Source organism: Arthrobacter sp. Ms25 (genome assembly GCF_059090365.1).
Genome location: NZ_JBNHFP010000003.1, coordinates 620,624 through 641,541, shown reverse-complemented (window position 1 = coordinate 641,541; position 20,918 = coordinate 620,624). Strand labels below are relative to the sequence as shown.

21 protein-coding genes and 1 tRNA gene are annotated in these 20,918 nt (G+C 65.4%); 12 read left to right on the top strand and 10 right to left on the bottom strand.

Features of this window, described 5'->3' with window-relative positions:
- Nucleotides 1-55 precede the first annotated feature (55 nt).
- The 11 genes from AC5RT8_RS11235 (at nucleotide 56) to AC5RT8_RS11185 (ending at nucleotide 9,360) form a co-directional block, all read left to right on the top strand.
- Nucleotides 56-538, top strand: a complete 483-nt coding sequence (locus tag AC5RT8_RS11235; RefSeq protein ID WP_494095784.1) for an SseB family protein — start codon at nucleotides 56-58, stop codon at nucleotides 536-538.
- Nucleotides 539-674: 136 nt separating this feature from the next.
- Nucleotides 675-1,742 carry a M4 family metallopeptidase gene (locus AC5RT8_RS11230; RefSeq protein WP_494095783.1) on the top strand — a complete coding sequence of 356 codons (1,068 nt, stop codon included), beginning with the start codon at nucleotides 675-677 and terminating at the stop codon, nucleotides 1,740-1,742.
- The gene (locus tag AC5RT8_RS11225) at nucleotides 1,739-2,017 is read left to right on the top strand and encodes a protealysin inhibitor emfourin (RefSeq protein WP_494095782.1); all 279 of its coding nucleotides are present in this window, start codon (nucleotides 1,739-1,741) and stop codon (nucleotides 2,015-2,017) included. Before AC5RT8_RS11230 ends, AC5RT8_RS11225 begins: the two co-directional genes overlap by 4 nt.
- A gap of 114 nt (nucleotides 2,018-2,131) precedes the next feature.
- Nucleotides 2,132-2,202 (top strand) — tRNA-Gly (locus AC5RT8_RS11220).
- Between the two features lie 115 nt (nucleotides 2,203-2,317).
- The gene (gene panD / locus AC5RT8_RS11215) at nucleotides 2,318-2,779 is read left to right on the top strand and encodes an aspartate 1-decarboxylase (RefSeq protein WP_494095781.1); all 462 of its coding nucleotides are present in this window, start codon (nucleotides 2,318-2,320) and stop codon (nucleotides 2,777-2,779) included.
- 9 nt (nucleotides 2,780-2,788) lie between these two features.
- On the top strand, nucleotides 2,789-3,715 hold the full coding sequence (locus AC5RT8_RS11210; RefSeq protein ID WP_494095780.1) for an AEC family transporter: 927 nt from the start codon (nucleotides 2,789-2,791) through the stop codon (nucleotides 3,713-3,715).
- A gap of 140 nt (nucleotides 3,716-3,855) precedes the next feature.
- Nucleotides 3,856-5,178 (top strand): extracellular solute-binding protein, encoded by a 1,323-nt coding sequence (locus AC5RT8_RS11205; RefSeq protein WP_494095779.1) that lies wholly within the window; start codon nucleotides 3,856-3,858, stop codon nucleotides 5,176-5,178.
- Nucleotides 5,175-6,137: a carbohydrate ABC transporter permease gene (locus AC5RT8_RS11200; RefSeq protein ID WP_494095778.1), complete on the top strand. Its 963-nt coding sequence runs from the start codon at nucleotides 5,175-5,177 to the stop codon at nucleotides 6,135-6,137. Before AC5RT8_RS11205 ends, AC5RT8_RS11200 begins: the two co-directional genes overlap by 4 nt.
- Nucleotides 6,138-6,980 (top strand): carbohydrate ABC transporter permease, encoded by an 843-nt coding sequence (locus AC5RT8_RS11195; protein WP_494095777.1) that lies wholly within the window; start codon nucleotides 6,138-6,140, stop codon nucleotides 6,978-6,980. It begins immediately after the preceding gene.
- A 40-nt stretch (nucleotides 6,981-7,020) separates the two neighbouring features.
- Nucleotides 7,021-8,280, top strand: coding sequence for an ABC transporter ATP-binding protein (locus AC5RT8_RS11190; RefSeq protein ID WP_494095776.1), 1,260 nt, complete (start codon nucleotides 7,021-7,023; stop codon nucleotides 8,278-8,280).
- 102 nt (nucleotides 8,281-8,382) lie between these two features.
- On the top strand, nucleotides 8,383-9,360 hold the full coding sequence (locus AC5RT8_RS11185; protein WP_494095775.1) for a hypothetical protein: 978 nt from the start codon (nucleotides 8,383-8,385) through the stop codon (nucleotides 9,358-9,360).
- A gap of 95 nt (nucleotides 9,361-9,455) precedes the next feature.
- Here the strand turns inward: AC5RT8_RS11185 and AC5RT8_RS11180 are convergent, their stop codons facing one another.
- The 10 genes from AC5RT8_RS11180 to AC5RT8_RS11135 form a co-directional block, all read right to left on the bottom strand.
- Nucleotides 9,456-11,417 carry an NHL domain-containing thioredoxin family protein gene (locus AC5RT8_RS11180; RefSeq protein WP_494095774.1) on the bottom strand — a complete coding sequence of 654 codons (1,962 nt, stop codon included), beginning with the start codon at nucleotides 11,415-11,417 and terminating at the stop codon, nucleotides 9,456-9,458.
- Nucleotides 11,417-13,621, bottom strand: coding sequence for a bifunctional copper resistance protein CopD/cytochrome c oxidase assembly protein (locus tag AC5RT8_RS11175; protein ID WP_494095773.1), 2,205 nt, complete (start codon nucleotides 13,619-13,621; stop codon nucleotides 11,417-11,419). The genes AC5RT8_RS11180 and AC5RT8_RS11175 overlap by 1 nt, the downstream gene beginning before the upstream one ends.
- 136 nt (nucleotides 13,622-13,757) lie before the next feature.
- Nucleotides 13,758-14,045 (bottom strand): HU family DNA-binding protein, encoded by a 288-nt coding sequence (locus AC5RT8_RS11170; protein ID WP_269440137.1) that lies wholly within the window; start codon nucleotides 14,043-14,045, stop codon nucleotides 13,758-13,760.
- 277 nt (nucleotides 14,046-14,322) lie between these two features.
- Nucleotides 14,323-14,628, bottom strand: coding sequence for a 30S ribosomal protein S14 (gene rpsN / locus AC5RT8_RS11165; RefSeq protein ID WP_227902692.1), 306 nt, complete (start codon nucleotides 14,626-14,628; stop codon nucleotides 14,323-14,325).
- A 2-nt stretch (nucleotides 14,629-14,630) separates the two neighbouring features.
- Nucleotides 14,631-14,798: a 50S ribosomal protein L33 gene (rpmG, locus tag AC5RT8_RS11160; RefSeq protein WP_227919278.1), complete on the bottom strand. Its 168-nt coding sequence runs from the start codon at nucleotides 14,796-14,798 to the stop codon at nucleotides 14,631-14,633.
- Nucleotides 14,798-15,034 (bottom strand): 50S ribosomal protein L28, encoded by a 237-nt coding sequence (gene rpmB / locus AC5RT8_RS11155; RefSeq protein WP_494095772.1) that lies wholly within the window; start codon nucleotides 15,032-15,034, stop codon nucleotides 14,798-14,800. The genes rpmG and rpmB overlap by 1 nt, the downstream gene beginning before the upstream one ends.
- A gap of 372 nt (nucleotides 15,035-15,406) precedes the next feature.
- The gene (locus AC5RT8_RS11150) at nucleotides 15,407-16,549 is read right to left on the bottom strand and encodes a glucose-1-phosphate adenylyltransferase family protein (RefSeq protein WP_494095771.1); all 1,143 of its coding nucleotides are present in this window, start codon (nucleotides 16,547-16,549) and stop codon (nucleotides 15,407-15,409) included.
- A gap of 83 nt (nucleotides 16,550-16,632) precedes the next feature.
- Complete coding sequence (locus AC5RT8_RS11145) at nucleotides 16,633-17,127, bottom strand: MarR family winged helix-turn-helix transcriptional regulator (protein WP_494095770.1); 495 nt, start codon at nucleotides 17,125-17,127, stop codon at nucleotides 16,633-16,635.
- A 135-nt stretch (nucleotides 17,128-17,262) separates the two neighbouring features.
- Nucleotides 17,263-18,834 carry an MFS transporter gene (locus AC5RT8_RS11140; protein ID WP_494095769.1) on the bottom strand — a complete coding sequence of 524 codons (1,572 nt, stop codon included), beginning with the start codon at nucleotides 18,832-18,834 and terminating at the stop codon, nucleotides 17,263-17,265.
- Between the two features lie 215 nt (nucleotides 18,835-19,049).
- The gene (locus AC5RT8_RS11135) at nucleotides 19,050-19,823 is read right to left on the bottom strand and encodes an SGNH/GDSL hydrolase family protein (protein ID WP_494095768.1); all 774 of its coding nucleotides are present in this window, start codon (nucleotides 19,821-19,823) and stop codon (nucleotides 19,050-19,052) included.
- A gap of 127 nt (nucleotides 19,824-19,950) precedes the next feature.
- Between AC5RT8_RS11135 and AC5RT8_RS11130 the strand changes: the two genes are divergently transcribed.
- Complete coding sequence (locus AC5RT8_RS11130; protein WP_494095767.1) at nucleotides 19,951-20,913, top strand: diacylglycerol/lipid kinase family protein; 963 nt, start codon at nucleotides 19,951-19,953, stop codon at nucleotides 20,911-20,913.
- Nucleotides 20,914-20,918: the final 5 nt, after the last annotated feature.

Genomic DNA, 20,918 nt, shown 5'->3' with positions numbered 1-20,918 from the left:
CCGCTCCGTATGCCAGACTTGGAGTTTTGGCACCGATCCCTTTGAAGGAGTCCCCGTGGAACCCGACAACACCCCCGACATCCCGACCATGCCGCTGGCCCGTGAAGACGCCGAAGCGCCCGGCGCGGCACTGGAGGAAGCCATCACCGCCGGCCGCGAGGGCCGGATCACCAACCGCGAGGTCATGTCCGTCATCTGGACCTCGGAACTGCTCAGCGTGGGACGCCTCACGAAGGACGACGATCCCTCCAGCTTCCAGGCGGTGGTCCTGAAGGCGCCGGACGCCGAGTACTCCGTGGCAGCCACCTTCACCTCAGCGGAGCGCATCCCCGCGCAGCTGCGGGAGGCCGCGCCCGTTGTCGTAAAGGCCAGCGGCGAGGCAACCATCCGAAGCATCGCTGACGGGTACGGCATGTCCGTGAACCCGGGCCACGAGGTGGGACTGGAAATCGGTCCGGACGTTGTCGCCTCCCTCGTGGCCGCCTACGAACAGACCGCTGCACAGGCGCAGGAGTCAGCCCGCCCCGAACGGGACTGATTCGACGGCGGAAGGGCTCCAATCACCCGGTTAGGTTGCGTTATGGCCATTTGATGCCGTTTTGCACGCTTGCCCCTTGCAGTGTCGGTGCCGACGCCTACGCTGGGGAACCTCACCACAGAGGGAGGGCTGTACCGTGACCAACTCGAGCGTGACTGCTTCGATCTGTTCCATCGTTCCGCCGTATCTGCTGGCCCGCCTGGCCGCCGCCGAAGACCCCGCGAAGGCGACGGCTGCCAAGGCGGCCCGACGTGCCCTGACCGGGATTGAAGGGGTGGAATCGGCGCGTTCAGCGCCGCATCCGGCCCCTGCCCGCGGGTCGGGCACGGCGCTCACTCCGTCGCTGCGCCGCACCGTCTCCGATGCCCTGGGCCTGGAGGAACTGCCGGGCACCGTGGTGCGCTCCGAAGGCGGCCCGGCCACGGGCGACCCCGCCGTCGATGAAACCTACGACAGCCTCGGCGCCACCTACTCCCTCTTCAGCGACGCCTACGGCAGGTCCTCCCTTGACGGGGCCGGACGGGCGCTGGAGGCCACCGTCCACTACGGACGCGCCTATGACAACGCCTTCTGGGACGGCACCCGGATGGTGCTCGGCGACGGCGACGGCGAGGTGTTTGAGCGCTTCAGCAAATCCCTCACGGTCATTGCCCATGAGCTGACCCACGGGATCATCCAGTACACGGCGCAGCTCGATTACCGCGACCAGGCCGGGGCCCTCAACGAATCGGTGTCGGATGTCTTCGGCGTACTCGTGGAGCAGAAACTGCTGGGCGAGACTGCCGGCCAGGCGAGCTGGCTGGTGGGCGAAGGGCTGTTTACCCCCGCTGTGCAGGGGCGTGCGCTGCGGTCGCTGAAAGCACCCGGCACTGCCTACGACGACGACGTGCTCGGCAAGGACCCCCAGCCAGCGTCCATGAAGGACTTTGTGAAGACCTCCGCAGACAACGGAGGCGTCCACATCAACTCCGGAATTCCCAACCATGCCTTCTACCTGGCGGCGACCGCCCTGGGCGGGTTCGCCTGGGAGCGCGCCGGCCGGATCTGGTACGACACCATCACCCAGCGCAATTTCCCCGCCGACGCCACCTTCGCCGCCTTCGCCGCCGCTACGCTCACGGCGGCGGAAAAACGCTACGGGGCGGGGGCGGAGGAAAGTACTGCTGTTCAGGCCGCGTGGAAAGAGGTTAACGTCTTGGTATGAAACTGGTTGTAGTGCGCAGCGGCGGCTTTGCAGGCATGCAGCGCACCTGGAGCACGCAGGTCAGCTCCGAAGAGGCATACGAGAGATGGCTGCCGCTCCTGAGCAATCCGCCCGAAGCTCCTGACAATGAGCCGGACCGCTTCATGTACGAAATTTCCGTGGGCCCGGCGGCCGTAACCATCCCGGAGCGGCAGGTAAAGGGAAGCTGGCGCGAACTCGTCGAGCGCGCCAGGACCGGAGCCGCTTCGGAGGCCGGCGAGTCCCAGGGCAGCTAGGCCGCCCCGTCCAGTCCGGGTGTCCCGGCAGCGCCCCGGCACCAAGGGAGCGGATTAGGCAACCGGTCGGTTCCATGTAGAGTTAGGGACTGTGCCGGATTTCCTCCGGACGCTGCGGGCGTAGCTCAATGGTAGAGCGCTAGCTTCCCAAGCTTGATACGCGGGTTCGATTCCCGTCGCCCGCTCCGCTGCGGAGCACTGATGCACGTGCCCCCGCCCTGCGTTTTCCGCTGCACTTTCGCTGTCAGCGTGTCAACCCCCTGCTCGAAGATCCGCACAATCGGCGTAGACTTGTCCGCGATGAACCGGAAAATGTTTAAGTCCAAGATCCACCGCGCAACGGTGACCCATGCCGACCTCCACTATGTGGGGTCCGTAACGGTCGACCTGGACCTCCTTGAGGCCGCGGACATCCTCCCCGGAGAGCTTGTCTCGATTGTCGACGTCGATAACGGCGCCCGGCTGGAGACGTACACCATCGCCGGCGAGCGCGGTTCCGGAGTGCTGGGCATCAACGGTGCCGCAGCCCACCTGGTGCATGTGGGCGACACGGTCATCCTCATCACCTACGCAGACATGACCACCGAAGAGGCCCGGGCCTTCGTGCCCACGGTTGTCCACGTGGATGCCGCCAACCGGATCCTGGAGCTGGGAACAGACCCGGCCGAAGCCGTCACCGAAGGTACCGAGCGCCCTCCGCTGGCCCTGGGCAACACCCAGGCCATGGCCAGCAGCCGGGACGTACCTGCCGAAGCCGGCTAGCAGCATCCGGTGCTGGGGGTACTCACCGGATTCGCAGTTGTCTGGATCATCATCCTCACCGGGTACGGCATCGGCCGGCTCGGTGTCCTGGGAGAGAACGCCCAGACCGTTCTCAGCCGCCTGGCTTTCTTTGTCGCTTCCCCTGCGCTCCTGCTCATCACGCTCAGCGACGCAGACCTGCACACCGTTTTCTCGCTGCCGCTGCTGGTCGCTGCAGCCAGCGCCGTAGCCACGGCGGTCCTCTATGTGCTGGTAACCCGCTGGTGGCTGCGCCGGCCGCTGCCCGAGATGCTGATCTCGGCCATGTCCTCCTCCCTGGTCAATGCAGCCAACCTCGGCCTGCCTATCTGCGTGTATGTCCTGGGAGACGCGGCGTTCATCGCACCCGTGCTGATTTTCCAGCTCGCCTTTTTCACCCCGTTCTTCCTGATGATGATGGACTCGGCCACCAGCGGGCGGCGGACCTCGATCCGGGTCTTTGCCGGGCAGATCGTGCGCAATCCGATTATCGTGGGCTCACTAATCGGCCTGATTCTCGCGGGCACCGGCACGCAGCTGCCCGAAATCATCCACGAACCCGTATCCCTGATCGGCGGGGCCGCGGTTCCCGCCATGCTGCTGGCTTTCGGGCTCTCCCTGGCCGGCTCCCGGCCGCTTACGGCCGACGGCGGCAGGCGGGTCGACGTCGTCGTCGCTTCCGCATTCAAGCTGCTGGTCCAGCCCCTGCTGGCCTTCCTCCTGGCACGCTTTGTCCTCGGCATGGAGGGGCACCTGCTTTTCGCCGTCGTCGTGACCGCTGCACTGCCCACTGCACAGAACGTGTTTATTGCCGCGGGGCGCTACGAGGAAGGCGTGCTGGTGGCCAAAGACACCGTCCTGCTGACCACCATTGCCTCGCTTCCGGTGCTGGCCCTGGCGGCAGCACTGCTGGCCTGAAGCTTTACCTGTTTTGGCCGGTTTGGTTGTGGCATAAATTACGTTCAAGGCATATGGTCAAACGGAAGGCTGCTTAGTGTGCGGTCCGTCTCCTGCAACGCCGCAGGGGACCCTTACGACGAGGTGGAGGCACAGTACCGATGCCAAAGGACGCGAGAATCTGGGGGCGGACCCGGAAAGGGGCACGGGCTGCTGCCGGCGTTGCTCTGGCCCTGGGCGCCACCCTCCTATCCGGCTGCGGAACCGACGAGGGCGCAGTACCCACATTGACCTGGTACATCAACCCGGACGCGGGCGGGCAGGCAGAACTCGCGCAGCAGTGCAGCGAGGAGTCCGGGGGTGCGTACACCATCGAAACGTCCCTGCTGCCCAACGACGCAGCATCCCAGCGTGAACAGCTGGCCCGGCGGCTGGCGGCCGGGGACAAGAGCATGGACATCATGAGCCTCGACCCGCCCAACGTGCCGGAGTACGCGGAACCGGGCTATCTTGCGCCGGTCCCCGACGACGTAGCCGAGCGCACCACCGAGGGCGTCCTCCAGGGCGCCCTGGAAGGCGCCAAGTGGAAAGACAAGGTTGTTGCCGTCCCGTTCTGGGCCAACACCCAGATCCTTTGGTACCGCAAGTCGGTGGCCGAAGCGGCACAGCTGGATATGACCAAGCCCGTGACCTGGGACCAGATCATTGAAGCCGCCCAAAGCCAGGACAAGTTCATCGGCGTGCAGGGCGCACGCGCCGAATCCATGACCGTGTGGGTCAATGCCCTGGTGGCATCGGCCGGCGGCGAGATTGTGCAGAACCCGGACGCGCCGGCCGATGAAATCCAGCTGGGACTGGATTCCGACGCCGGAAAGCAGGCCGCCGAGGTGGTCTCCACCATCGGCAAGGAAGGCCTGGGCGGTCCCGGGCTGCCCACGCAGACAGAGAACACCTCCATGATCCAGTTCCAGGGCGACCAGGGCGCGTTCATGGTCAACTACCCCTTCGTCTGGCCGGCCACCAATGCGTCGGTCGAGGAAGGTTCCCTGCCGCAGTCCCTCATCGATGACATCGGCTGGACCCTGTACCCGGCCATGAACGAAGGTGAGGAGACGGCTCCCCCGCTGGGCGGCATCAACCTCGGAGTAGGTTCCAACAGCCAGCACCCGGACCTGGCATTCGAAGCCATCGAGTGCATCGTCTCGCCCGAGAACCAGGCCCAGTACTTCACGACCAACGGCAACCCGCCGTCGAACGAAGAGGCCTACAATTCCCCCGGCATTGAAGAGACCTTCCCGATGGCACCGACCATCCGCGATTCTCTGGAGCTGGCCGTGCCGCGTCCGCAGACCCCGTACTACAACGAAATCTCCACCGGCATCCAGCAGACCTGGACTCCGCCGAGCGAGGTAAACCCCGATTCCACCCCGGCCGAGAGCCAGGAATTCATCCTCGAAGTCCTTAGAGGGGAGAAACTGCTGTGAGCACTTCCGTTGAAGCGGTCCGCGAGGCTCCCGTCCGGTCCACGCCGACCAAACAACCACTGAGCGACCGCGCCAAAGCGGAGCGGCGGCTGGGGTTCTGGCTTGCCGGTCCTGCCTTCATCATCATGCTGGCCGTCACTGCCTACCCGATCCTCCTGGCCCTCTGGGAATCATTGTTCAAGTACCGCCTGACCGCTCCGGCGGACCGGGAGTTCGTGGGCCTGGGCAATTACGCCACCATCCTTTCGGACGGCCTGTTCTGGCGGGACCTGGGTGTCACGGTGCTGATTACGGTCATTACGGTCGTGATCGAGCTGATCCTCGGTTTTGCCCTGGCCCTGGTGATGAACAGCGCACTGAAGGCCGTCCGCGGCTGGCTGCGCACCGCCATCCTGGTGCCGTACGGCATCATCACCGTGGTGTCCGCCTTCGCCTGGTTCTATGCCTTTGACATCAATTCCGGGTACATCAACAGCTGGTTCGACTGGGTGCCGGGAGTAAATGCGGACCTGAACTGGTTCGCCGATACCTGGACGGCGCTGTCCGTCATCATGGCTTCGGAAATCTGGAAGACCACCCCGTTCATTTCCCTGCTGCTGCTCGCGGGCCTGGCCCAGGTCCCCGGTGAACTGACCGAAGCGGCAGAGGTCGACGGCGCCACCTGGTGGCAGCGGATGTCCAAGGTGATCATCCCGAACATGAAAGCGGCCATCATGGTGGCCGTCCTGTTCCGGGCACTGGACGCCTTCCGCATCTTCGACAACGTCTACATCATGACCAACGGCGCGTACGGCACCGAAGTGCTCTCGCTGCTGGCCTACCGGACCTCGATTACCCGCCTGGAAATCGGCATGGGCTCGGCCGTGTCGGTCCTGCTGTTCATCTGCGTCATCATCATCTGTTTCATCGCCATCAAACTGTTCAAAGTGGATCTTTCCGGCGCACGAGGGGGTAAATAAGTGAAGTCCTCACCTGCCAAGCGGCGGATAACCTGGACCATTATTTCGGTTCTGGTCATCCTCTACGCGCTGTTCCCGGTGGCGTCCATCCTGGCGACCTCGTTCAAGCTCCCGAGCGACCTGACCTCCGGGACCTTCCTTCCCACCAACTGGTCATTGAGCAACTATGAGCAGATCCTGGTGGGCGATGCACAGGGGCTGTTCCTGAGTTCCCTGCGCAACTCCATCGGCATCTGCCTGATTGCCACGTTCATCGCGGTCATCCTGGCGACCCTGTGCGCCTACGCGATTGCCCGGCTGGATTTCCCCGGCAAGAAGCTGGTGCTGACCACGGCGCTGGGCGTCTCGATCTTCCCGGTGATCTCCATCGTGACCCCGTTGTTCAACCTGTGGCGCAATATCGGCCTCTACGACACCTGGCCCGGCCTCATCATTCCCTACCTGTCGCTGACGCTGCCGATCTCCATCTGGACCCTGGCGGCCTTCTTCCGGCAGATCCCGTGGGAACTGGAGCAGGCAGCCCAGGTGGACGGTGCCACGACGTGGCAGGCGTTCCGCAAGGCCATCGTTCCCCTTGCGGCGCCCGGAGTGTTCACCACCGCGATCATTGCCTTCTTCATCGCCTGGAATGACTTCGTGTACGGCATTTCGCTGACCTCCACCGAGGCGGCCCGCCCGGTCCCGGCGGCACTGGCGTTCTTCACCGGCGCCTCCCAGTTCGAGGAACCTACCGGAGCCATTTCCGCCGCGGCGATCATCGTCACCATTCCCGTAGTTGTCCTGGTGCTGGCGTTCCAGCGCCAAATCGTCTCCGGCCTAACCCAGGGCGCCGTCAAGGGCTAATCCCCTGCGGCACCCGGATGAAAGAAAAGGATCCCAAACCATGGCATCTATCACCCTTAACCACCTCGTCAAGAAGTACGGCGACGGTTTCCCGGCCGTCAATGACGTCAGCCTGGACATTGCCGACGGCGAGTTCATCATCCTGGTGGGCCCCTCAGGCTGCGGTAAGTCAACGCTGCTCCGCATGATCGTGGGACTGGAGGACATCACCTCCGGGGATCTGCTGATCAACGGCGAGCGGGTCAATGACAAGGCGCCCCGCGACCGAAACCTGGCGATGGTGTTCCAGAACTACGCGCTCTATCCGCACCTGACCGTGTATGAAAACATCGCCTTCCCGCTCCGCCTGAACAAGGGCAAGTACAACGACGAGCAGGTGAAGAAGCTGGTCACCGATGCAGCCGCAACTCTGGAACTGACCGACCACCTGGACCGCAAGCCGGCCAACCTTTCGGGCGGCCAGCGCCAGCGGGTGGCGATGGGCCGGGCCATTGTCCGGCAGGCCGATGCCTTCCTCTTCGACGAGCCGCTTTCCAACCTGGACGCCAAGCTGCGCGGCCAGATGCGTTCGGAGATCGCGCAGATGCAGCGCCGCCTGGGCACCACCAGCGTCTATGTGACCCACGACCAGACCGAGGCCATGACGCTGGGCGACCGGGTGGCCGTCCTGAAGAAGGGCATCCTGCAGCAGGTCGCCTCCCCCCGGGAGCTTTACGAGCAGCCCATCAACTTGTTCGTGGCCGGGTTCATCGGTTCGCCGTCCATGAACTTCCTGCCTGCAACATTGGAAAACGGTGTCCTGAAGACCGCCGTGGGTGATATCCGTATTCCGGAGGAGAAGGCCGCCAAGGCCGCCGGCAAGAAGGTGGTGCTGGTGGGTATCCGGCCGGAGTTCTTCGAGGATGCTTCCCTCGTGGAGGAGAGCAAGCTGCATCACGGCTCCACGTTTACCGCACCGATCACCCACACGGAGTGGCTGGGCAACGAGCAGTACGGCTACATCCATTTCGACCCGACGCCAGAGGTCCGGGAACTGCTGGACAACCTGGCCCGGGACATGGACGCGGATGAACTGCGGCCGCAGGTGGTGGTGACGCTGGACGCCGCGAGCCGGATCCGCGGCGGCCGCGAAGCCGAACTGTGGCTGGACACCCGCAAGATCCACCTCTTCGATCCGGAAAGCGGCGACAACCTGACCCGTGACGCCGCAGCCGGTGCCGAGCTGACCGAGGAAGCCAACGCCGCCCGTGCCGAGGAAATCGCAGCTGCCAAGGAGACTGTCCCCGCGGCCGCATCCTAGCCGCCGCACCCGGATCGGCGTCGGCCGGCGAAGGGCGAACACGTTGGCCGGAGCGGGGAACCGTTCCGGCCAACGTCGGTCCGGGCAGGTAACGTAAGAGCGGTGCAGGGAACATCACCGGTAATCAAGGCAGTGGCCGTCTGGCTGCTTGCCCTTATGCTCACCATCGCGGCCGCCGTCGTCGTGATCCACTTCGTGAACGTGAAGGCCTACGGGCCCGAACAACACGTCGAGAGTTATCTGCAGAAGCTGGCCGACGGCGAGGGTGAACAGGCGCTGGGCATGCTCAACGCGCAGGTCCCGGAAGCCAATGCAGCATTGCTCGACGGCGATGCCTTGCGGGCGTCGGTCAAGGGACTGCAGGTGCGCAGCGTCGGAGAGGCCGAGGACGTCGGCGGAGGCCGCGTTGAAGTGGCGTTGGAGTATGCCTACGGCCAGTCCGAGGCAAGCACCCGTTTCGTGCTGGAAAACACCGGGAAACGCTGGCTCTTCTTTGACACCTGGGACTTCGTGCCGGCAACGCTGCCGACAGTGCAGGTGAGTGCGCCGTCGCTGCGCGAAGCCACGCTCAACGGGGTCCGGGTCGCTCTTCCGGAGGGTGCGAATACGTTCGCGGCCTTCCCGGTCTCGAGGGTTGCCGCCTCCTACAAGAGCCAATACCTTGCCGCACCGGAGCAGAGCGCCCTGATGACGGCCGAAGCGGATCCCGAGCTCGCCCTGGTGCCGGAGGCAACCAAGGAACTCGTCTCCAAGATCGATGCAGGCATCCGCGAGTTCCTCGACGGTTGCACTGGCGCCGACCGCCTCGCGCCCCCCGGATGCCCGTTCTACCACCTCACCAACAACCGGGTGGAACAGCCCATCCGGTGGAGCATCACCGAATACCCCGACGTCGAGCTGACCCAGGCGGAAGGCCGCTGGGTGCTTAGCCCGCTCAGCGGAAGCGCCCGGGTAACCGCCACCCAGGTTGACCTGTTCAGCGGTGACAAGAGCCCGCTGGTGGCCGAGGAGCCCTTCACCTTCAACGCCTCGCTACGGGTGGACGGGGAGGACGTGACCCTTAGCCCGCAGGTGGAGTAACACCGCCCGTCCAAACGCCACGGGCGGCGGCACGGGATGCTTCCGTGCCGCCGCCCGTTTCCGTAGGGGCTGCGGGTCGCCGCTGCGCGGAGTGCTTAGTCCAGTCCGCGCAGGTCCAGGACCAGTTCGGACTCGCCTCCGGCCTGCAGCACCACAGGGATGCCCCAGTCCTGCTGGTACATGTGGCATGCGGCGTGGTCCGGGATCTCCCCGCCCGGCTCACCGTCGCAGGCCGCTGCGCGGGCAGTGATGTGCAGGACGCCGTCCGTCACCGTATCGGACAGGACTAGCTCGCGGGTCAGCCCCGTGGCCGTCCCGCCGCCGGATACCAGCAGTTCCTCCGGCGAGGCCGAGATCTTCAGCTGCGTCGGATCTCCCCAGCGGTCATCGAGCTTCTGGCCCTTAGGAGCGGCGAAGCGCACGGTGAGGGACACGGGTCCGGGTTCGACGGCGGTCTTGGGCCGCTGCGTCTGCCGGGCACCTTCGTCCACGGACTGGGCGTCCTTGGGAATCGGCAGCCGCACCAGCTGGTGCCGGTTGGACTCGACCACAATCAGCAGCGGTTCGGCGGCGCTGGAATCCACCAGGACATCCGACGGCTCGGAAAGTCCGCGGGCGAGCGTGGAAACGGTACCCGTCGCGGGATCGTAACGGCGTACGGCGCCGTTGTAGGTATCGGCAACGGCGACGGAACCGTCCGGCAGCACCGCCACGCCCAGCGGGTGCTGGAGCCTGGCCACCGAGGCGTCTCCGTCGCGGAACCCGAAGTCGAACAGGCCGGTGCCGACGGCGGTTTCCACCTGCACGCTTCCGTCCGCCAGGTTCAGCTTCCGCAGGGCGGACGTTTCGGAGTCCGCCACCCAGAGGTTGCCGTCGCCGTCTTCAGCAAGGCCGGAGGACTGGGCGAACCAGGCAGCGGAGGCCCCGCCGTCGAGCAGGCCTTCCAAACCTGTGCCCGCGAGCACTGCCACCGCACCGGAGACCGGATCGAAGCTGAAGATCTGGTGGGTCCCGGCCATCGCAATGACCAGCCGCTGCAGCTTCGAGGACCACACCAGGTCCCAGGGCGAGGACAGCGATACGTTCAGGGGGTCGGCGTCGAGCAGGACATCGGCATCGGGTACATCGGCCGGGGCACTGCTGCCCGCGGTTTCATCCGATCCTGCGGCTGCCGCGCCCGCCTTGGTCTGGTTCCCGGCGTCCAGCAGCCGCTGCACGCCGTTGCCGGCAATGGTGCGCACGGCACCCGTGGCGAGGTTCACCGAGCGCAGTCGGTGGTTGACCGTGTCCGCCACCACGACGTCGTACCCGGCTTTCTCCGCAATGTCGGCGGGCAGCAGGGCCACGCCCTGGGGCTCGTTGAAGCGCGCGGATTCAGCATCGCCGTCGGCCCAGCCCTTGACCCCGTCACCGATCGTCCGGCGTACGCCGGCCAGGTCCGCTTCCAGTTCCACCAGCCGGTGGTGGCCGGTGTCGGCGACCAGGAAGGTGCCGCCCGGCAGGGCCGTCACCTTGCCCGGGAAGCGAAGGTCCCCTGCAGTGGGTTCTGCCGGCACGTAAGGGCCGTCGCCGCGGTGCAGCGTCCCCTTGGCCTCGTGTTCCTCCACGAGCTCGGCAACCAGCGATTCCAGGCCCGCTGCATGCCCTTCACCGGACAGGTGCGCCACGATGTACCCCTCGGGGTCCAGGACCACCAGGGTGGGCCAGGCACGGGCGGTGTAGGCCTGCCAGGTCAGCAGTTCCGGATCATCCAATACGGGATGGTGGATCTCGTAGCGTTCGACGGCGGCGGCGAGGGCTACCGGGTCGGCTTCGTGCTCGAACTTGGGGGAATGGACTCCCACCGTGACCAGCACATCCGAGTATTTCTCCTCCAGTGGGCGGAGCTCGTCCAGCACGTGCAGGCAGTTGATGCAGCAGAAGGTCCAGAAGTCCAGCAACACGATCTTGCCGCGCAGATCCTCCAGGTTCAGCTGCCGGCCGCCGGTGTTCAGCCAGTTGCGGCCCTCCAGCTCCGAGGCCCGCACCCGGTATCCGGCGCGCACGGTTTCAGTCATTAACGATCTCCTTGATCCGGGGTCCCGGCGTCACGCTGTGCCAGGTTTGCAAACATGTTGTTGTAAGCGGCGAGGTCGGCGTCATTATTCCGCTCGGCGGCACGGTCCGAGCGCCGGGTCTCCCGGGCGTCGCTCTTGGACCACTGGTAGGCCACGCCGATCGCCACGAAGAGGGTCGGGATTTCGCCGATGCCCCACATCAGGGATCCGCCCAGCTGCTGGTCCGCGAGGGCGGACAGCCCCCAGTCCCGGCCCATGTTGCCGAAGTAGGACGCCTGGATCAGTGCGGTTCCGCCCATGACCGCCACTCCGAAGAACGCGTGGAAGGCCATGGTGGCCAGCAGGATCACCAGCCGGAGCGGATACGGGGCGCGGCCTGGCAGCGGGTCGATGCCGATCATCGTCAGGATGAAGATGTAGCCGGTGAGCAGGAAATGCACCACCATCAGCTCGTGCCCCACATGCTCGCGCAGGGCAAAGCCGAACAGGTCCGAATAGTAGAAGACCACAATGGAGCCGGCGAAGTTGACCGCTGCGAAAATCGGGTTGGTGACGATCTTCGAGAAGCGCGAGTGCACGCCGATGAGGATCCACTCACGGATACCCCGGGTGCCGTCGGTGCGCGGGGTCAGTGCCTTCAGTGCCAGGGTGACCGGGGCGCCGAGCACCAGGAACAGCGGCACCACCATGGTCAGGGCCATGTGCCCCAGCATGTGGGTGCTGAACAGGACCATGCCGTAGATCTGCGGGGCGCCGCAGGTGATGTAGAAGAGGGCGAGGAGCCCGATCAGCCAGCAGAGGGCACGCAGCACCGGCCATTTGTCCCCGCGGCGGCGGACTTTCACCAGGCCGATGAGGTAGGAAACGGCCAGGGTCAGGATGACTGCCACCCAGAGCCAGTCCGGCCGCCACTCGGTGAGGTAGCGTTCGGCGGTCAGTTCGGGCGGCAGGTCATAACCGGTGAGGATGCGTGCCGGCGAGGCGTCCGTGGGAGGTTCCTCCGAGCGGGGCGGCGCGGTACGGCCCAGGGCTGCGGCTACGCCGGATACGGCTCCCATGATGGCCAGTTCCACCGTGATGAGCTGCCAGAGCACGCGCTGGGCGGACAGTCCGCCCTGCGGCACTCCGCCTTTCCCTTCCGGGACAGGGGTGCGGGACGGGTTGGCGCCGGCCAGCCGGGGAATGACCCAGCGGCGGTGCATCAGCCCCAGGATGCCCAGCAGCAGCGTCAGTCCGGCCTTGAGGAGCACGAGGGTGCCCCACGGCGTGCCGAGCTGGTCCAGCGAATTGATCCGGAGTGAGGCGTTCACGACGCCGGAGAGGAACACGAGCGCGAAAGCAAAGCCTGCCAAGGCGGAGAACCGGGTGAGCACTACACCGGTGATGGACCCCAGCTGCCGGGAGACGACCGCCAGCACGATGATTCCGCCGATCCACAGGCATACGCCCAGGAGGTGCAGCCCAATGGAGTTCACCGCGGCAGCGTGGTCATCCCCGCCGGCTGAGTGCCCCGTGAGCGCCATGGGCAGGAGGGCACCGACGGAGAGAACGAGGGTGAAGGCCAGCATGCCCACGGACCGCACGCCGAAGGTCAGGGCGGTGACAACGGCGGCAATGATGCTCACGGCGAGCCATGCCCGACCCGTGGCAAAGTCCGTCAGGAAGGAGCCCAGCCCCGCCGTATAGGCAGCGTCGAAACCCAGCGGCAGGCCGGAGACATCCGAATAGGTGAAGACCATGACCGCCAGGGCGGAAAGCGTCCAGGTGACGGCTGCCGCGGAGGTCAGGGCCAGGGCACGGGTGAACGCGGGGTGTTCAGGCTCTACGGGCGCGGGCCGGCCCGAAACGGGTTTGCGTTCCCGCCGAAAGTTGAGGTTCTTCGGGAGGATCGCCACGGCAAACAGCAGGGAGCCGATCACGGCGGCCATGGAGACATTCTGCAGGGCCTTCGCGGCAGGAAGGCCCCAGCGGGTCAGCGTTCCCGCTCCCCCCAGCTGGGAGACGCCGGCTGCGCCGGAAAAGAGCAGCGCCGCGGAAAGGCTCAGGAACACGAGCGCAACGGAGGCTGCAAGCGAGCCGCTGCGCACGGCCGGAACGGCTTTGCCTCGATCGCCTGCTGCGCTTGCAGAGCCGCCTTTTCCGGGCTGCGGAAGCAGGTCAGTCCCGGCGGAGCGGGCGGACTGGGTTTTCACGGATTTGGGCACAGTATCCATTCTCTACCCGCTGTAAAAATACGGCCAATTACGGGCGCCTCCCGAGGCCGACCGCACACGCATGAGGGCCGGCATCCCACGGATGCCGGCCCTCGCGGTGCTGCGGCAGTACGGCCGCTGCGTGATGCTACTTCTTGGTGGAGACCGCGGCCTTCAGCTTGGAGCCGGCGGTCAGCTTGACGCTGTGGCCTGCCGGAATCTGAATGGTTTCGCCGGTCTGCGGGTTGCGGCCCGTGCGTGCAGCGCGGTCGGTGCGCTCAACTGCCAGCCAGCCCGGGATGGTGATCTTCTCGCCCTTGGCAACGGAGTCTACGAAGATATCGAAGACGGCATCCAGTACGCCGTTGACTGCGGTCTGGCTGTTGCCGGACTTTTCTGCAACTGCGGCAACAAGTTCACTACGGTTCATAGCCAATTTATGTCCTCCTGGACTCTTGGTAACTCGAGCGGATCGCGGATGCGAAACCACCTCTGTTCGAAAACTTACCAGCTTGGACCCCCAACTCCGGCAAAATCCCCTGTATTTAGCGGATTTTTCCCGATTTTCGGGGCAAAAAGGAGCTTTTTGCATCCTTGGACCGGCGAACTAGCCTGGCCGCCTGCGACGTGCTACCCGATGCCCGGAACCCGCGGTTAACAGCAAAAAAGGACGGCCCCGAAGGGACCGTCCTTTTTCACGCGGTAGGCAGTGCTTACCAGCTGGACTTCTTGATACCCGGCAGTTCGCCTGCGTGGGCCATGTTGCGGAAACGCACGCGCGAGATACCGAACTTCTGGAGGGTACCGCGGGGGCGGCCGTCAATCTGGTCGCGGTTGCGAAGGCGGACCGGGGAAGCGTTGCGCGGGAGCTTCTGCAGGCCGAGGCGTGCAGCTTCGCGGGCTTCGTCGGTAGCGTTTTCGTCTACCAGGGTCTTCTTCAGTTCGAGGCGCTTGGCAGCGTAACGCTCAACAACAACCTTGCGCTGCTCGTTGCGGGCAATCTTGGACTTCTTTGCCATTCTTAGCGCTCCTCACGGAAATCGACGTGCTGGCGGATCTTGGGATCGTACTTCTTCAGAACCATACGATCCGGATCGTTGCGACGGTTCTTGCGAGTTACGTAGGTGTAGCCGGTGCCCGCAGTGGACTTCAGCTTGATGATCGGACGTACGTCCTTATCCTTAGCCACTACAGCTTCACACCCTTCGCGATCAGGTCGGTAACAACAGCGTCGATGCCGCGGATGTCAATCGTCTTGATGCCGCGTGCAGAAACCTGCAGCGTCACGTTGCGGCGCAGGGACGGAACCCAGTAGCGCTTCTTCTGAATATTCGGGTCGAACCGACGCTTGTTGCGGCGGTGCGAGTGCGAAATGCTGTGACCAAAGCCGGGGACGGCTCCGGTTACCTGGCAGTAAGCTGCCATGATCTCTCCTCCAGTTGTAGTAAATATGACGGTCCTCAAAAAACAGACACAAGGCTCAAGCGCCTAAGCACCTGCCATAAAGAGCGTCCCGCCACCAGTTTTGACACCGTTATTACTGCGACTTTCCGGAGGTTAACCTGGCGGGGTGAGATCCAGCCGAAGTGCCTCGCCGCGGGGAAGACGGTGAAGTTCAGGCAGCCGAACGGGGAACCCGGCTCGACAGCCTTCAATTCTAGGTTTACACGGGTGGCCACGCAAGTGTTCCGCTGCCCGCACGAAGCGGACAGATTAACACACACGCGGCTTAACGCCTTTCTATCCTAGGGCCAACAGGCGTTTCATCCAAACTCGAAAGGACCTGCGTGCCGGGTATCACGACGACGGCGCGTCCACCTTCGAATCGCGTCCCACCACTGCCACGCCGTTCTCCGGATCCAGCTCGGCGCCGTCCAGTGTCCGGCCTGCACCTATCACCGTCGTGGAGTCCACTATCAGGTTCTTCAGCCGCGCCCCCGAGCGCACCACCACCCCGTCCAGGAGGACGCAGGAGTCCACCAGGGCGCCGGCTTCCACCACTGCCCCGGCGCTCAGCACACTCCGGTGCACGGTGCCTTCCACCCGTGCCCCGGGGGCCAGCAGGCTGCCGGCCGCGCTGCCCTCCGGGCCCACATATGCCGGCAGCCGCCGCGGGCTGGCGGAGAGGATCGGCCACTGCGGGTCATCGAAGTCGAGGCCCCGGCCGTCAATGAGGTCCAGGTGGGCCTGGTGGTAGCTGGCCGGGGTGCCCATGTCCCGCCAATACCCCGGCAGCCGGTGCTCAACGACCTTTTCCTGCTCCACCAGGTACGGGATGAGCTGATCGCCGTAGTCTTCCAGCTGTCCGTCCCGCTCCACCAGCGTTTCCAGGGCATGGAGCAGGGTGTCGGCGTCGTACAGGAAGATCTCGGCAGCCACGAGGTCCGTTTTCGGTTCCTCCGGCTTGTACTCGAAACCGGTGACCAGCCCGTTGGACACCTCGACCACTCCGTGGTCACCCGGGTTGTTATTGATCTTCGTGGTGACCAGGGTCAGGGCGGCCCCGTTTTCCTGGTGCGTTTCGACTACGTCACGGTAGTCCAGCCGGTAGAGGTGGTCGGCGCTGAGCACCAGCACCAGGTCCGGGTTGAATTCGCGGATGTAGTCCGCCTGGCGGTACAGGGCGTCGGCATTGCCCTGCGCGAAGCCCTCCCCGTCGCCGCCCTGGAACGGCGGAAGCACCCGCAGTCCGCCGTTGGTGCGGTCCAGGTCCCAGGGGCGTCCGCTGACCATCTGGTCATTGAGCGACTGGGGCTTGTACTGCTCCACGATCCAGACGTCCCCGAAACCGCTGTTGTGCAGGTTGGAGAGGGAGATATCGATGAGGTTGTAGGACCCGGCCACCGGAATGGCCGGTTTGGCCCGGTGATCGGTCAGGCTGCCCAGCCGGCCGCCGGTGCCCCCGGCCAGGATGACGGTCAGGATTCGGGGTACGCGCATGCTGTGGTGCCTCTCGTCGTGCCGTTTTAGGTAGATACCACGCTAACAAGGACAGCCGCCCCCGCGACAAGTTGACGTTGGCGCTACGGTGCCTGGTTGGGTCCGAGGATCCCGTTACCGGGGTCGAGGCGGGCAAGGATTTTCTTCCCGACGCGCTCCAGATCCGCGACGTCTTCGTCGGAAAGGCCGTCGAACACGGCCCTGCGGACGGATTCCACGTGTTCCGGCGCCAGGCCCTCGAGCGCGGCCATGCCTTCGTCCGTCAGTGCCGCCGTCGTGACGCGCGCATCCGCAGGCGAGGGAGTCCGGGACATCCAGCCGCGCTGCTCGAGCTTCTTGACCACGTGGGAAAGCCGGGACAGGGACGCATTGGAGCGCGCCGCCAGTTCACTCATCGGCAGCGACCGGCCTTCGGCTTCGGAGACCATGGCCAGGACGTGGTAATCGAAGAGGGTGATCCGCGCGCGGCGGAATAGGTCGGCGTCAAGCGCGGCGGGGAGGAGGCCCGAGACGGCATACAGCGCCAGCCAGGCCTGCCGTTCCGGGGCGCTCAGCCAGCGCGGGGCGTTCTCGGTCATGCCGGCACTCCTCTCGTTAAAGCTTTACGTTTCAATGATCGCAGGGTCGGGGCTGCACTCCAACCGGCTTTTAACGGCCGAAGCCGGCCGGACGCGCGGGGCGTCCGGCCGGCTCCTGCTGCCGCGGCAGTGCGCTTAGCGGTTAATGCCGGGCTCTACGCGGTCCCCGTCGGATCCCGCCTGGCTGCCCAGGGTGTCGAACGGCAGCGAGTCGACGTCGAGCAGGGGGTTCTCATCCTGGCCGGCCACGAGCTCATGCGCCTCGGCGGGGGTGTCCACGCTCGGCATGGACCCGGGCATTGGCCGCTTGGCGGATTCCTTCATGAAGACGACGGCGATGGCACCGGCCACGGAGGTGAACATCAGCCAGTATGCCGGCATCATGTCATTGCCCGTTGCGGTGATAAGGCCCTGCATGATCAGCGGGGCGGTGCCGCCGAAGATGGCCACGGCAAAGTTGTAGGAGATGCCCATGGCGCCGTAGCGGCTGGCGGTCTCGAACAGCGAGGGCAGCGTGGCGGCCAGGTTGCCCACGTAGAAGGTCACCGGGACGGCGAGCAGCGCCAACCCCAGCAGGGTGGTGGCAACCGGGCCCTGGTCGATCAGCCAGAAGGCCGGAACGGCCAGCACAATGGTGGAACCCGCGCCGATCCACAGCACGGGGCGGCGGCCGATGCGGTCCGACAGCTTGCCGCTGAGCGGAATGCACAGTGCCATCAGCACCAGGACGGGGATGGTCAGCAGGGTGCCGTGGACCGGATCGTAGCCCTTGGAATCGGTCAGGTAGGACGGCATGTAGGAGGTGAGCGCGTAGCCCACCGTGTTGACGGCAGCCACGAGGACCATGGCCAGCACAATGGGGCGCCAGTAGGCACGGAAGATTCCCAGGGTGCCGAGGGAAGCGGTTTCGTCACCGGCCTTCGCGCTGGCCTCCTGGGCGTCCAGGGTCGCCTGGAAAGCCGGGGATTCTTCGATTTTCAGCCGGAAGTAGATGGCGATGGCGCCCAGCGGCCCGGCGATGAGGAACGGAATCCGCCAGCCCCAGTCCAGCATGGTCTGCTCGGACAGGGTCAGTTGCATCACCGAAACTACGGCTGCACCCAGGGCGAAGCCCATGTAGCTGCCCAGGTCAAGGATGCTGGCCAGGAAGCCGCGCCGCTTGTCGGAGGCGTATTCCGAGACGAATGTGGTGGCACCGGCGTACTCGCCGCCGGTGGAGAAGCCCTGCAGCACCTTCATCAGCACCAGCAGCACCGGAGCCCAGATGCCGATCGTGGCATATCCGGGCAGGAGGCCGATCGCGAAGGTGGAAGCGGCCATCATGATCAGTGTGATGGCCAGCGTCCGCTGCCGGCCGATGCGGTCTCCTAGGCGGCCGAAGATGACTCCGCCCAGCGGGCGGGCAACGAACGTGGCCGCGAAAACACCCAGGCTGAAGAGCAGCTGGGCGTCCTTGTCGGCGTCGGACAGGAAGACAGCGCCCATGGTGACGGCGAGGTAGCCGTAGACCCCGATGTCGAACCATTCCATGGTGTTGCCGACGACGGTGCCGCCGACGGCCTTTTTCATCATGGATTTATCGACGACGTTGACGTCATCGACTTCCAGGCGGCGGCGGCGCAGCGGCGACCGGCGCGGCTTGCGGACCGCCTTGGCGGGCGGTGAGTCCGGGGTTCCGGAAATGTGGGGCGGTGCATCTTTCGGCATGTCGGTCTTCCCTCGTTCGAAGTCGGCTGCTGGGAACAGAAGCAACCTCCCCGGCACCACGCGGTGCCGGGCAGGCCTACAAGTTTAGGAAAATGCTTCGTGTCCGCCGAATCGAAAGCCCGGATTTACGCGGAATCCGGGCCGGCGGGCTGCCGTTTTGCATAGGAAAACAAGGGAACTTACTAAGTTATGTGATATGGCTCACATACCGCCGGTTAGACCGGCAAAACAGGATGCGTGAGCTCCGGATAGCGGGGGCTGAGGTTATCTCCGGAGGACACTCCGCGGAGCCGTCGGCTCACCCACGGACCCAGGTATTCGCGCGCCCACTGGGCGTCCCGGCGGAGCTGTTCCACCCGGTTGCGTGCGGGCAGATCCTCCAGCTCGGGGGTGGCAATGGCGTCGGTGCCGCGCAGGACTTCCAGCACCTTTTTCGCGGTCAGCATGTGTCCCGCCGGGGACATGTGCAGGCGGTCCACGGCCCAGTACCGTTCATCCTGAAGGGTCTTCATCCGCCAGTAATCCACCAGCACGGCGTCGTTCTTCTCCACCGCCTCGCGGACCAGTTCGTTGTAGATCGCCGTGCGTCCGCGGGTGCGTCCGAAGACCGGGGACCTGCCGGAATCGAACCCGGTGAATACCAGCACCGCCGCGCCGCTAGCGCACAGCTTGGCAATCCCGGCGTCGTAGGCGGCAACAATCGCGTCAATGTCCACCTTGGGCCGCAGGATATCGTTGCCGCCCGCATAGATGGTCACCAGCGTGGGCGAGAGGGCGATGGCGGCATCCACCTGCTCGTCGAGGACCTGATGCAGTTTCTTGCCCCGGATGGCGAGGTTCGCATAGCCCCAGGTATTGTCCGCGAGCACCAGCTGCTCGGCCACGCGGTCCGCCCAGCCGCGCACGCCGTTGGGGCGGGTCTCATCGTCATCCCCCACGCCTTCCGTAAACGAATCACCCAGGGCCACGTATCGCTGCTTGAAAGTCACCCCCACAGATTACAAGCTTCCGGAACGGCCTCGGTCCGGATCCGCCGGCCCGGCAGCCGCGCCGAACCCGGGTGCCGGGCTAGACTCAGAGCCGGACCATAGTTCGCATGCTTACGATAAGGACACCATGACCAGCCCAGACACCCAGTCACGTCCCCGTGCCGCCGTCATTGTGAACCCCATCAAGAAGACGGACTTCGACGTCCGGGTGCGGGTGGCCGAAATCTGCGCGGACGAAGGCTGGGCTGAGCCGTTGTTCTTCGACACGGAGGAAGCGGACCCGGGCCATTCCATGGCACGCAAGGCGATGGAAGCCGGCGTCGACCTGGTCATCGCCGCAGGCGGGGACGGGACCGTGCGCTGCGTGGCCGCGGAGCTGGCCGGCACGTCCTTCCCCATGGGCCTGCTCCCACTGGGCACCGGCAACCTGCTGGCCCGCAACCTGGACATCGGCGTCGATGATCCGGAGCAGGCGGTCCGCGCCGCCCTCAACGGCACGGAGCGGCGCATCGACGTCGTGCACGTCACCGTTGACGAAAACGTGGACAGCGACACGTTCCTGGTGATGGCCGGGCTGGGGTACGACGCCGGCATGATGGCCGACACCAAGGACGCGCTCAAGGACAAGATCGGCTGGCTGGCCTACGTCGACGCCGGTATCCGGAACCTGCCCGGCAAGCCCGTCAAGACCACCATCTCGATCGACGGCGGCAAACCGATCCACCGCCGGCTCCGCAGCGTGATGGGCGGCAACTGCGGCAAGATCACCGGCGGACTGGAGATCTTCCCGGGCGCCAAGCTGGACGACGGCCTGCTGGACATCCTGACCCTGGCACCCAAGGGCAAGCTCGGCTGGGTGGGCGTAGTGACCGGGCTGCTGCGCCGGGGCAAGGGCAGCAGCACGGCCGTGGAGTACTACCAGTGCAAGCGTGCCGAGGTATGGACCGAGTCCCCGCTGGACTTCGAGATGGACGGCGACCATCTGGGCAACGCCACCCATATCCTGTTCGAGATGGATGCCAATGCCCTGCGCATCCGGATGCCCCACGGCAAGAAGGACCCGGCGGTCCTCACCAACCCGGTGCCGTAGGCTCC